The following is a 12,732-nucleotide window of genomic DNA, read 5'->3' as shown; positions in this document are numbered from 1 at the left end:
CCGGCGCCTGCGCCGGACGCCATGGTGCGCTGGCCAGATGGCTTTGGCACCCGCTTCGCGGTGTTTGTCGATACCGAGGAGGAATTCGACTGGTCGCGCCCGTTCACGCGCCGCGATCATGGAACGCGTGCCATGCGGGCGCTTCCCGATCTTCATGCCCTGTTCGTCGCGCATGGGGTGCCGGCGACGTTCATGATCGATCATCCGATCGCGACCTGCGCCGAATCTGTCGATATCCTCAACGCATTGCTCGGCGATGGGGGATCGGCCATCGCGACCCAGCTGCATCCGTGGGTCACGCCCCCGTTCGAAGAGGCGGTGACGCCGCGCAACAGTTTCGCCGGCAACCTGCCGCGTGATCTCGAGCGCGCGAAGATCGAGACGATCACCCGCGCGGTCGCGCACGCATTCGGCGCGCGTCCGCGCATGTTCCGCACCGGCCGCTACGGCCTTGGCCCCAACACGCTGCGCCTGCTGGCGGAGGCGGGCTATCGCGTCGATTCCTCGATGCGCTCGGGCTATGATTATTCGGCGGACGGGGGCGCGGATTTTCGTGACATTCCCAACGCCGCCTTCCGGACCGGGCATGGCGACCTTGTCGAATTGCCGCTGACCACGGTCTATACCGGCGCGTTGCGGCGGGGGGGACGCGCGCTTCATCGCCTGCTCCGCCATATCGACCGGGGACCGGGATTGGCCGCGCGCCTTGGTCTCTTGTCGCGGGTCGCGCTCACGCCGGAGGATATGCCGATCGCCGATGCGATTGCCGCGATCCGGATCGCGGCGCAGGCGGAGCATCGCCTGCTGCTCTTTTCATACCATTCGCCGTCGGCGGCCCCCGGCCACACCCCCTATGTGCGCGACGCGGCGGACCTGCGCGCCTTTCGGGCGTGGTGGGAGGCCGCCTTTGCCGAACTCGCGCGGCTGAACATCGCGCCCGCGTCGCATGACGACATTCTCGCCGCGCTGGACGCCGCCCGCTGATCTGATCGCTTGCCGGATGCGCGGTTCGCCCGTAATCGCCATGGCCTTCGCTGGGGGCCTGTAGCTCAATTGGTTAGAGCTGGCCGCTCATAACGGCTAGGTTGCGGGTTCAAGTCCTGCCGGGCCCACCAGCGGACGATTGCCTTTGTCCCGGTCCGCGTCTAGGCGGGCCGTTCGGTCGGGGAGTGGCGCAGCCCGGTAGCGCGCTTGCTTTGGGAGCAAGATGTCGCAGGTTCGAATCCTGTCTCCCCGACCAACGCATCATTCCCAGGGTTCGGTACACATTGACGGGCCAGTTGCGACCTGACGGCAGGTCTGGATGGTTTGCCGCCTGGTATTCGACAGCTGCGTCAGTACCGGGGCGAGCTGGGGGTCCTGTTCGCACTGGCGGAAGACGACCATGGCGAATTCGAGCATGATCGCCGCCGCCCGCGCCGAATAGGCGGCCGAACCGGTGCTCTGCATGGGCTTGATCCGTGCCGCCAGGTTGCGCTGAACATCGCCATTCGCCTGCGCCTTGCATTCGGCGAGGGGCAGGTTGTGCGCGGTATAGCGATTGTACCAGCTGGCCGTCAGGATCGGATCGGGGATCTGTGTCCGGTAATTGCCGCCACCGCCCGGGGGGGCGGGCCGGGTCCCGACGGCGCCGCCCGGCGATCCGGGCGATGGCGCGGCGCCCCCTCCCGGCGAACCGCCGCCAGGCCGGGTTCCGGACGAACCACCCCCGCCAAATCCGCTCAGCTGTTGTGCAGCGGTCGCGGCCAGCGGGGAGTTGGGGAAGCGCGAGACCAGGCTGCGCAACGTCTGACGGGCAAGGTCCAGCTTGCCGGCGGCGCGCAGTTCGTCCGCCTTTGCGAACAACTCGCCGGGACCCATTTTGGCGATGCTGGCCGCGAATGCCTGCTCTTCCTCAGCCGCCAGCTGCGCGGGGGATTTGTATACCGCCTCGACCGGGGCCTGCCCGGCGGGAGCGGACGGGCCGACGGCGATGCGCGTTCCCCCTTCCCACAATTCGCGGCGCGAGGACCGATCCCCGAACGTCGTCGTTGCGCGGCCGTTGAGTTTGTCGTCGGCGAACACGCCCTCGGTCACATAGGCGCGCCCGCCTTCGCTCCCCGAAACGAATCCGTTGCCCTGCTGCTTTCCGTTGCTGAAATAGCCCCCGCGAACGGTGCCGTCGGGATCGCGGATTTCGCCGATCCCGTTCAGCCCCTTGTCGCCGACAAGGCCCCGGACCATGCGGCCGTCGTCGCCGATCGAAACGGTCGGGGTGCCGGAGCCGGGCATGACCCCCGGCTTTCCCGTCTGACTTTCAACATAGGTGAGGCGGCCATCGGTCACCGTATAGCTGGTCGTTGAGGTGATCGTGCTGCCCGGCGCGCTCTTCGCCTCGCTCGACGTCAGGCGACGGCCGGTATTCCGCGCGATGCCGACATAGCCATCGACGGCCGGCGTGGTGACCAGATCATCGGTCGCCGCGTCGAACACGTCGTTATTGTCGATTTCGCCATCGCGGGAGAACAGCGAGCCGATCTTGTTGAAGAACGACTTCACCTTGCCGCAGATCTTGGCGAGGCCGAACACCATCCGGCATCCGACATGGGCGCTGCACAGTTCGGCCTGAAAAGCGGTATCGTCGTCCCAGGTACGCGGATTGCAATTCGCATCATATTGCGGCGCCTGGGCGCGCACGGGCTCGGGATGCGACGCCGGCACGATCAGCGCGAGCATGAGGATGAGCGCCAGCCGCCGCAGGCCGGACAGGGCGGGCTTCATTGTGCGCCTCCGATCTGGGGCCGGGCGCGCAACGCGCGCAACCGGGCGTCATATGCCGCCTGGTTGCCGGCGAAGCGGGTGTCCATTTCGGTCAGTTCGTTCGCCAGGTTTTGCGCCTCCTGCGCTTTCAGTTCGGCGAATTCGGCGCGCCACGCGGCCAGCACCGGTGCGACCTCGTCCAGACATTTGCTGACCAGCGTCCCTGCGCAGGGGTGAAAGGTGATCGCCGTGTCGATCCCGACGTCCTGCCACGCGATGCGACCCTGACCATCGATATTGCCGAAACGATGGCCGGTCACGATTCCCGGCAGGGTGACCGCGTCGGGATAGTTGGCCGAACAGCCGCTCAAAATCCGCTGCGCCGCGCCCTTTTCGAGAAAGGTTTTTCGGAACACCGTCGGATAGGTTTTGAGCGCGGCCCGTTCCGCCTTTTCCGGGCATGCCGCAAATCCGACTGCCAGCGAATGAAACTCGACGCGACCGGGCGTGTATTCATATTTCTCGAACGCGCTGACGGTGTTTGCGCCAAAGACGGTCGCCGTGAAGCTGCGGTCGGTTCGCTGGATGAACTCGGGCAGCGATTTCTCCCATGACTGGAGATATTTCACGCGATATTCGGGCGTGAAGGCGCGCGACCAGGCCCATCGCTCGTCGGGTTTCAGCACCTCCTTGCCGAGGTGAAAGCTGAAGTCCTGGGAGCCGGCCTTGTCGTACATCACGCCCGACTGATCGACATAGCCAAAGCGGCAGGCACCGGCCCAGCGCTTCTGCGACAATCCGTTGGCGCGGTCGGGATTCAGCGAGCCGTCATAGATCGCCTTGCACCCGTCCAGGGTGGTGACGACATATTCGCCCGGGCGCAATTCGATGGGCCGAAGCCAGGGCCGTGAGGAAGCGGCGGCGTCGCCGCCCGACTGGCCCGCCAGGGTCGCGACCGGAATCGCCAGCCCGGTGAGCGCCGCCCAGAAGATCGCGTACCGCATTCGGCCGGTTCCCCCACTCGATTTTTGACGTCGAATAGGCGACGCGACGGGCGCGAAATCAATGCGAATTTTTATTCCGTCAAATCAGCCAATTGGTCGCCGACGCCCGGTAGATGGCATCGCGACTCGGCGTAAACGGGCATCCGCCAATCGCGGGATTCAGCAAAAGGCGGCCGGTCTCTCCGCCTCAATTCACCGCCGGTCCCTGATCGTCGCCATAGTCGCGGCGCAGGGCGATCAGGCGCGCCTTCAGCCGCGCGATCTGCGGCCGCATCGTGGGATCGTCGATGCGGTTGCGCAGTTCATTCGGATCGCTCTTCAGGTCGTAGAATTCCCACTGATCGATATCGCCATAGAAGCGCATCAGCTTGTAGCGCGCATCGCGAACGCCATAATGGGCGCGGACGGCGTGAAAGCCGGGAAATTCGAAATAATGGTAATAGACGTCCTTGCGCCAGTCGGCGGGAGCCTTGCCGTCGAATAGCGGTTCGAGCGCGCGGCCCTGTACCGACGCGGGCGCCGGCACGCCGGCGGCAGCAAGGAAGGTCGGCGCATAGTCGATATTCTGGATGAAGGCCGACACTTTCGTGCCGGGCCGGATATGTCCCGGCCACCGGATCATGAACGGCGTGCGCAGCGATTCCTCGTACATGAACCGCTTGTCGAACCAGCCATGTTCGCCAAGGTAAAATCCCTGGTCAGAGGTGTAGACGACGATCGTGTTCCGGCTCAGCCCCGACTGATCGAGATAGTCGAGCACCGCCCCCACGCCTTCATCGACCGAGGCGACGGTGGCGAGATATTGCTGAAGATACCGCTGATATTTCCATTCGGCCAGCGCGCGGCCTTTCAGGTTGGCGGCATTCATCCGATCATTGTCGGGCTGCATCAGCCGGTCCCATTCGGCCTGCTGGTCATGCGTCATCCGGTCGAACGCGCCGGGCCAGCGATTGTAGCGCAGTTTCGCCGACCCCACCCCGACCGTCATCTTGAGGTCATGGCCCTCATACATGTCGCGATAGATGTTCATTTCCTGCGCCGCGGCGGCGGGGCGGCCGCCATACCGATCGTAATAGGTGGGCGGCAGCGGGAATTTGACGTTCTGATATTTGGTGAGATGGCGCAGCGCCGGCATGAAATTGCGGTGCGGCGCCTTGTGATGGATCAGGATCGCGAACGGCTTTGACTTGTCGCGCCCGTTTTTCAGCCAGTCGAGGCTGTATTGCGTGGTCAGGTCGGTCGCATATCCCTCGACGATGCTGCGCCCCTTGGGCGTGATGATGTCGGGGTTGTAATATTCGCCCTGATCGTCGAGCACCTTCCAGTCGTCGAAGCCGATGCCTTCGGGCGAATAGTTGATGTGCCACTTGCCGAACATCGCCGTGGCATAGCCGGCCCGGGAAAGCGCGCGGGGCCAGTTCCATACGCTGTTGTCGAACTTCTGTCCGTTGCGGGTAAAACCGTGCCGGTTGCTCTGCTGGCCGGTCAGCATCGTCGCGCGGCTGGGTCCGCACAGCGAATTGCCGACGAAGCTGTTGGTGAACAGCGCCCCGTCGCGCGCGATCCGATCGATGTTCGGCGTCGGTGCCAGGCGCGCGATCGGACCGCCATAGGCCGAAATCGCCTGATAGCCATGATCGTCCGCCATGATGAAGACGATATTGGGGCGTTCGGTCGTTGCCGTCTGGGGGGGAGCCGCCTGCGGCCGTTGGCGGGCGTCCGCCGTCCAGCCGAGCAAGAGCGGGGCGGCGGCGATAGCGGCGATCAGGCGCTTGGACATCGGATTTCTACTCCGTCAGTTCGAACGACGCCTCCGACCCCTGGGCCGATGACGGGCCGATCCACAGCGTGAACGCGCCTGGTTCGGCGCCCCAGCTCATGTCCTGCCGGGTAAAGGCGAGATCCTTGTCCGACAGGCGGAATCGGATCGTACGCGCCTCGCCCTTTTTCAGCATCACCTTTTCGAACCCCTTGAGCTGCTTGACGGGGCGGGTGACCGATCCGACCAGATCGCGGACGTACAGCTGAACGACTTCCTCGCCATCGCGCGTGCCGGTGTTGGTCACGGTGACGCTGGCGGTGAGCGTTTCGCCGGGGCGAATCTTCGCCTTGTCGAGCGTGACCGGCGAATAGCCGAACGTCGTGTAGCTGAGGCCGTAGCCGAACGGATAGAGCGGCGTGTTGGGCGTGTTGAGATAGCGCGAGACATATTTCTCGTTCGGCTTGGCCGGATCGATCGGCCGGCCGGTATTCTTCATGTCGTAATAGATCGGCACCTGGCCGACATTGCGCGGGAAGGTGACGGTCAGGCGGCCCGAGGGATTGTAATCGCCATAGAGCACGTCGGCGATCGCCGCGCCGCCCATCGTTCCGGGATACCATGCGTGCAGGATCGCATCGACATTGGCGTCTTCCCACGCGATGCTGTTGGGCCGTCCGGACATCATCACCAGGATGATCGGCTTGCCCAGCTTCTTCAGTTCCTTGAGGAGCGCTTCCTGATTGCCCGGCAGGTCGAGCGAGGTGCGGCTCGCCGCTTCGCCGGTCATGTCCCACCGCTCGCCCATCGCGGCGATGATGACGTCGGATTTCTGCGCCAGCGCGATCGCCTCCGCAAAGCCGTCGCTCTTGCCCGCATCCTCGAACGCGTAGCTGGCACCCTTTGCATAGGCGACCGCCGTACCCTTGGGCGCGCGCGCCTTCAGCCCCTCCAACAGGGTGACGGGCCGCGTCTTGCGGTCGCCCGCTGCGGACCAGCTGCCGATCATGTCGGTCTTGCTGTCGCCAAGGGGACCGATCACCGCGATCGACTTTGCGGTTGCGGCAAGGGGGAGGGTGTTGTTCGCGTTTTTGAGCAGCACGATCGACCGGCGGGCGACATCGCGGGCGGCGGCCAGGAATTCGGGCTTGTAGATCGTCGCCTTCTCACGCGCCTCATCGGCATAGCGATAGGGGTCCTCGAACAGGCCGAGGCGGTACTTCATCTCCAGGATCGCGCGGACGGCGGCATCGATGCGCTTCACATCGACCTTGCCCTCGGCCACCGATCTGGCAAGGTTTTCCATGAATACCGCGCCCTGCATGTCCATGTCGACACCGGCGTTGATCGCCTGTTCGCCGGCCTGTTTCAGGTCCTTCGAATAGCCATGGGCGACCATTTCGTTGATCGAGGTATAGTCGGTGACGACGAAGCCCTTGAACCCCCATTTCTCGCGCAGCACGTCGGTCAGCAGATAGTGGTTGCCCGAGGCGGGGACACCATCGACTTCGTTGAACGAGGTCATGAAGGTCGCCGCGCCTGCATCCGCCGCCGCCTTGAACGGGGGCAGATAGACGTCGCGCAGCGTGCGTTCGGAAATATCGACCGTGTGATAGTCGCGTCCCGCCTGCGCCGCGCCATAGGCGGCGAAATGCTTGGCGGTGGCCAGGATCGTGTCGGGTTTCGACAGGTCGTTGCCCTGGAACCCGCGCACCCGCGCTCTGGCGATCTGCTCGCCCAGATACACGTCCTCGCCGGCGCCTTCCGACATGCGGCCCCAGCGCGGATCGCGGGCGATATCGACCATCGGCGCAAACGTCCAGTGGATCCCCTCCGCCGCCGCTTCGGTCGCGGCGACATGCGCGGCCTTTTCGATCGCGGCGAGGTCCCAGCTCGCCGATTCGCCGAGCGAGATCGGGAAGATGGTGCGATGACCGTGGATCACGTCATAGCCGAACAGCAGCGGGATCTTCAGCCGGGTCTCTTCGACGGCCATGCGCTGAAGCTCGCGCGTATATTTCGCGGTATAGGCGTTGAAGATCGCACCGACGCGGCCGGCGCGGATATCGTCCTTATATCCCTCGCGCATCGTCGGGCCGGTCGCTTCCCAGTTGCTGGTGAAGAGCGTCAGCTGGCCGATCTTTTCCTGAAGCGTCATCTTCGCCATCAGCTCGTCGATGAAGCGATCCATCTTCGGATCGGCGCGCGTCCAGGACGCCGAATCGGCCTGCGCGGTCTGCTTTGCCTGTGGCGCGGGGCGGGCGAGCAGGGCGGGGGAGGAAACCGTCCCGGCAAGCAGCAACGAGACAAGCGCCAGGCGCGGCAATGAGCGGGGCATATCGGTCCTTCCCTAAATCGATTCTGTTCTGGCTGCGGCGCGCATGTTGCGCAGCGCAAGTGGCCGGGCAGTTGACGCGAGCGCGTCACGAAGCTCGGTGCATAACCTCTATACAGCGATCATGAAACCGGTTACAAATCAAAAAAGAACGATAAAAGGCGCGCATTCGATTCGCGGCGATTCGCCGTCGGATGCGACGAAATTTGGCAAACAGGGAGGATGCCGTGACGTCATCACATGCAGTGACCAACAGGAATGTCCGTCGTTCGCGGACGCGTGCGCTCGCCACCGCGCTGGCGTGGAGCAGCGGCGCCGCCGCACTCGCCATCGGGTTCAGCGCGCCGGCCTATGCGCAGCAGGTGAACGCGTCGCTGCGCGGCAAGATCACCGCCGAAGGCGGCGTGAGCCAGGTGACCGCGATCAACGTCGATACCGGCCTGACGCGCAGCGTCACCGCGGGTACGGACGGCACCTACAACATCGCCTCGCTGCCGCCCGGGACCTATCGCCTGGAAGTCACGACGCCGAACGGCGTGCGCCGCACCGACGAGTTCCGCCTGTCGGTCGCGCAGGACGCGGTTCTCGACTTCGACCTGTCGGCGCCCGCCCCGACGACCGCCGCCGGCGGGGATGAAGGCATCATCGTGACCGGCAGCCGCATTCGCACCATGGAAGGCGGCGAAGTCGGCGTGAACATCACGCAGCGCGACATCGAGCAGCTGCCCCAGGTCAACCGCAACTTCCTCGCCTTCGCCGATCTGGCGCCGGGCGTGCAGTTCGTCACCGGTTCCAACGGCCAGTCGCGCCTGCAAGGCGGTGCGCAGGACAGCCGCACGGTCAACATCTTCATCGATGGCGTCGGCCAGAAGGATTACGTCCTCAAGAATGGCGTGACCGGGCAGGATTCGACGCAGGGCAACCCGTTCCCGCAGCTGGCGGTGGGCGAATATCGCGTCATCAGCTCCAACTACAAGGCGGAGTTCGATCAGGTCAGCTCGGTCGCGATTACCGCGGTGACCAAGTCGGGGACGAACACCTTCCACGGCGAAGGCTTCATCGACTATACCGACCAGCATCTGCGCGAAGCGACGCCGGTTGAACTGATGGGAACCACGGGCAAGGCAAAGACCCGCGACTTCCAGTTCGGTGGCTCGCTCGGCGGTCCGATCGTCAAGGATCTGCTGCACTTCTTCGTCAGCTACGAAGGCAAGCGCCAGCAGGTTCCGGTCGATATCCTGCCGGGTACGACGAACAATACCCAGAATATTCCGACCAGCTATCTCGGCGAATTCGGTTCGACCAACCGCGTGTTCAACGAGGACCTGTATTTCGGCAAGCTGACCTTCTCGCCGACCACATCCGACCTGATCGAACTGTCGGGCAAGGTGCGTATCGAAACCGGCGAGGGCCTGAACTCGGGGTCGAACCTGCGCAGCAACTCGATCGATTCGAACGTGGACGAGTATCGCGGCCTGGCACGGTGGGAACATACCGCCGACAATTGGGTGAATGATTTCAAGGTCACCTATGAGGATGCGCGCTGGTCGCCCACTCCCCGGGTGTTCGCGAACAGCTCGATCTTCCGCGACGCCAACAACGCGCAGATCTTCCGCACCGGCGGCGGTGCCAACTATCAGGACAAGGGCCAGAAGGGTTGGGGCCTCCAGGACGATTTCACCTACACCAAATATGAAGGCCACACGATCAAGGCCGGTGTGAAGGCGAAGTGGGTCACGCTGCGCACGTTGCAGCAGAACCTGTTCAACGCCGCCTATGAGTATAACACCCAGTATAATCCGACCGCGCAGAACCTGACCGGGACGTGGAACGACCAGGTTCCCTATCGGGTGCAGTTCGGGTTCAATTCGGGCCTGGGTGGCAGCCCGGAAGTGGTGTCGAAGAACTTCCAGCTCGGCCTGTACGTTCAGGACGATTGGGAAGTGAACGATCGCCTGACGATCAATGCCGGTATCCGCTGGGACTATGATCGCACGCCGTCGTACATCAACTTCGTGACGACCCAGGCGTCGAAGAACGCCGTTTCCGCCGCGAACTATCCGAACCTCGTCAACGCCGACTATAACATTTCGGACTATTTCACCGACGGTACGCAGCGGAAGACGTTCCTCGGCGCGTTCCAGCCGCGTATCGGCTTCAGCTACGAGCTGGACGATGCGGCGAAGTGGGTGCTGTTCGGTGGCTATGGCCGTTCGTACGACCGCAACCAGTTCGATTTCCTGCAACAGGAAGTGCAGGTCGGGTCCTATTCGACGCGTACCTTCAATTTCCAGGTGCCGGGCGATACCCGCAACAACTGCACGCCCAGCTCGACCTGCGTCGTGTGGAATCCGATCTATCTCACCGAAGCGGGTCGTGCGCAGCTCGTCCAGTCGGTCGGTGCGCTTGGCGGGTCGGAACTGCGCTTCTTCACCAACGATCTGAAGGTTCCGTATTCGGATCAGTTCAGCCTGGGTCTGCGCGGTCGCGTGAGCAGCCTGCTCGAGCTGGAAGTCGGCTACAGCCATGTCGAAAGCCATGACGGCTTTGCGCTGCTGCTCGGCAACCGACTGGCGAACGGCCAGTTCTTCCAGTCGACCGGCAATCAGAGCTCGCCGTTCGGCAGCGCGCCTCCGGGACGCGGTTCGATCATCATCGGCACCAATGGTCTCGAGACGAGCGCGGACACGGCCTATTTCAAGCTGAACAAGCGCTACACGCCGACCTCGCCGTGGAGCCTGACGGCGACCTATACCTATACCCAGGCGACCGAAAACCGCGCCTTTGGCCAGACCTTCGCGCTCGACTTCCCGTCGGTCGACGATTATCCGACCATGCGTTCGTCGGGCGTGCCGAAGCATCGCTTCGTCGCGGCGGGCAGCGTCGATCTGCCGTTCGAGTTCACCCTGTCGGGCAAGCTCACCCTGTCGTCGCCGCCGTACATGACGGCGTTCGCGAACGACGGAAATGGCAAGCGCATCGTCGTCGGGACGGAAGGCAACAACCGCCAGCCGTTCATCCTGGGCGATGTGTGGGCGCAGCGTCAGATCGACCTGGCGCTGACCAAATATGTCACGCTGCCGTTCATCACGTCGAACACCCGCGTGCGGTTCCGCGTCGATGTGCTGAACGTGCTGAACGAGCGTAACTATACGCAGTACAACACCAACGCGAACGACACCAATCCGACCCCGCTGTTCGATTCGAACAACAAGACGATCAACCCGGGCCAGAACGGCACGTTCGGTGATCTGAGCGGTTATTCGGTCGGTGGCTATCCGATGCGGACGTTCAAGTTCTCGGCCGGCTTCTCGTTCTAAGCTGACCGTTCAGTTCGGGGCGCGCGGTCATAGCTTGCTGACCGCGCGCCCCTTTTTTTGTTACAGGAGTATCGCATGTCCCTTCGGTCCGCCCTGCTCGGCTTCGCGGCGCTGCCGCTTGCTGCCTGTTCGACGATGACCGGGGGAGATGTGGGGCCGGCCGCCGGACCCGCCGCACCCGCTGGCACCGATGCCGCCGCGTTTTCCGAGGATCTGACCCGGCGGACCTTCGCCTATTTCTGGGATACGACCGATACCACGCGCTGCCTTGCCCCCGATCGCTGGCCCAGCAACCCCTTCTCCAGCATCGCCGCAACGGGTTTTGCGCTGACCGCCTATGGGATCGGGGCGGAGCGCGGCTATGTCAGCCGTGCCGATGCGGCGGCGCGCACGCGCGATTGCCTGCGCTTTTACTGGAACGCGCCGCAGGGACCGGAAACGACCGGCGTGGCCGGATATAAGGGCTTTTTCTACCACTTCCTCAAGAATGCCGACGGCACCCGCCACGGCAAGACCGAACTGTCGACGGTCGATACGACGTTGCTGCTGGGCGGGGTGCTGTTCGCGCAGAGCTATTTCGACCGCGCCGATCCGGTCGAGGCGGAAATCCGCGATCTGGCCGAAAAGATCTACGGTCGCGTCGACTGGACGTTCGTTCAGCGGCGGAACAGCGCCATCCCCTCCGGCAATGGCGGAGGGCCGGAATCGATCGCGATGGGATGGTATCCCGAACGTGGCAATGGCGGCGATTTCGGGACGCATGACTGGGTCGGCTATAATGAGGGGATGCTGGTCTATATCCTGGCGCTCGGCTCACCCACGCACCCGCTGGACAAGGGCGCGTGGGACAAGGGGTGGGCGGCGCATCTCGAACGGGACTGGGGCCGATATTACGGCCAGGAGTTCCTGCAATTCGAGCCGCTGTTCGGTCATCAATACAGCCATGTCTGGGTCGATTTCCGCGGCATCCGCGACGCCTTCATGGCGAAGAAGGGGATCGACTATTTCGAGAACAGCCGCCGCGCGACGCTGGCGCAGCGTGCCTATGGCGCCGACAATCCGAACAAATGGGTTGGCTATAGCGCCGATATCTGGGGTTGGACCGCGTCGGACGGCCCCGGCTATTCCAAGGACAAATACAGCGTGAACGGCATTCCGCGCACATTCATGGGCTATTCCGCGCGTGGCGTCAGCGCGACGCGCGTGGTGGACGACGGCACCGTCGTGCCGACGGCAGCGGGGGGATCGGTCGCCTTTGCCCCCGAAGTGACGATTCCCGCGCTGATGGCGATGCGCGCGACCTATGGCGAATGGCTCTATGCCCGATATGGGTTCAAGGACGCGTTCAACCCCAGCTACACCTTTCTTGATGAGCGCAACCGGACCGGGGTGGTGAGCCAGAAAACGGGCTGGGTCGCGAACGACTATCTTGGCATCGACCAGGGACCGATCCTGGCGATGATGGAGAACCACCGCAGCGGCCTGGTGTGGAAGACGATGCGCAAAAACCCGCATATCGTGCGCGGGCTGAAACGGATCGGGTTCAAGGGCGGCTGGCTCGACCGGCAGCGCTGA

Annotated in this window: 7 protein-coding genes and 2 tRNA genes; 5 read left to right on the top strand and 4 right to left on the bottom strand. The window is 63.9% G+C overall.

Translation table 11 applies throughout. The features are described 5' to 3' along the window. Positions 1 to 21 precede the first annotated feature (21 nt). The 3 genes from KF783_RS06305 (at position 22) to KF783_RS06295 (ending at position 1,240) form a co-directional block, all read left to right on the top strand. Entirely contained in the window at positions 22 to 984 is a 963-nt protein-coding gene (locus KF783_RS06305) for a WalW protein (RefSeq protein ID WP_294077467.1), read from the top strand. Positions 985 to 1,038: 54 nt separating this feature from the next. Continuing rightward, positions 1,039 to 1,115, top strand: a tRNA-Ile gene (locus tag KF783_RS06300). Positions 1,116 to 1,163: 48 nt separating this feature from the next. Next, positions 1,164 to 1,240 (top strand) — tRNA-Pro (locus KF783_RS06295). Positions 1,241 to 1,245: 5 nt separating this feature from the next. Here KF783_RS06295 and KF783_RS06290 read toward each other — a convergent pair. The 4 genes from KF783_RS06290 to bglX all read right to left on the bottom strand — a co-directional run bounded on the left by KF783_RS06290 (position 1,246) and on the right by bglX (position 7,840). Continuing rightward, positions 1,246 to 2,760 carry a hypothetical protein gene (locus KF783_RS06290; RefSeq protein ID WP_294077466.1) on the bottom strand — a complete coding sequence of 505 codons (1,515 nt, stop codon included), beginning with the start codon at positions 2,758 to 2,760 and terminating at the stop codon, positions 1,246 to 1,248. After that, the gene (locus KF783_RS06285) at positions 2,757 to 3,743 is read right to left on the bottom strand and encodes a hypothetical protein (protein WP_294077464.1); all 987 of its coding nucleotides are present in this window, start codon (positions 3,741 to 3,743) and stop codon (positions 2,757 to 2,759) included. The genes KF783_RS06290 and KF783_RS06285 overlap by 4 nt, the downstream gene beginning before the upstream one ends. Before the next feature lie 187 nt (positions 3,744 to 3,930). Then, positions 3,931 to 5,523 carry a sulfatase gene (locus KF783_RS06280; protein ID WP_294077462.1) on the bottom strand — a complete coding sequence of 531 codons (1,593 nt, stop codon included), beginning with the start codon at positions 5,521 to 5,523 and terminating at the stop codon, positions 3,931 to 3,933. Between the two features lie 7 nt (positions 5,524 to 5,530). Next, positions 5,531 to 7,840, bottom strand: coding sequence for a beta-glucosidase BglX (gene bglX / locus KF783_RS06275; RefSeq protein ID WP_294077460.1), 2,310 nt, complete (start codon positions 7,838 to 7,840; stop codon positions 5,531 to 5,533). A gap of 224 nt (positions 7,841 to 8,064) precedes the next feature. On the opposite strand from bglX, the gene KF783_RS06270 reads away from it, so the two are divergent. Further along, positions 8,065 to 11,157, top strand: coding sequence for a TonB-dependent receptor (locus tag KF783_RS06270; RefSeq protein WP_294077458.1), 3,093 nt, complete (start codon positions 8,065 to 8,067; stop codon positions 11,155 to 11,157). A gap of 75 nt (positions 11,158 to 11,232) precedes the next feature. After that, entirely contained in the window at positions 11,233 to 12,732 is a 1,500-nt protein-coding gene (locus KF783_RS06265; RefSeq protein WP_294077456.1) for a glucoamylase family protein, read from the top strand.

The sequence above is a fragment of the Sphingomonas sp. genome (assembly GCF_019635455.1).
In the GTDB taxonomy this organism is placed as follows: domain Bacteria; phylum Pseudomonadota; class Alphaproteobacteria; order Sphingomonadales; family Sphingomonadaceae; genus Sphingomonas.
Note: the sequence above shows the minus strand (reverse complement) of the source record. Positions and strands in the feature narration are given on the sequence as shown.

Bases quoted from the DNA above. Each gene is read 5' to 3' on its own strand.
- KF783_RS06280 (WP_294077462.1), bottom strand. From the start codon at position 5,523: ATGTCCAAGCGCCTGATCGCCGCTATCGCCGCCGCCCCGCTCTTGCTC.
- KF783_RS06265 (WP_294077456.1), top strand. From the start codon at position 11,233: ATGTCCCTTCGGTCCGCCCTGCTCGGCTTCGCGGCGCTGCCGCTTGCT.
- bglX (WP_294077460.1), bottom strand. From the start codon at position 7,840: ATGCCCCGCTCATTGCCGCGCCTGGCGCTTGTCTCGTTGCTGCTTGCC.
- KF783_RS06290 (WP_294077466.1), bottom strand. From the start codon at position 2,760: ATGAAGCCCGCCCTGTCCGGCCTGCGGCGGCTGGCGCTCATCCTCATG.
- KF783_RS06305 (WP_294077467.1), top strand. From the start codon at position 22: ATGGTGCGCTGGCCAGATGGCTTTGGCACCCGCTTCGCGGTGTTTGTC.
- KF783_RS06285 (WP_294077464.1), bottom strand. From the start codon at position 3,743: ATGCGGTACGCGATCTTCTGGGCGGCGCTCACCGGGCTGGCGATTCCG.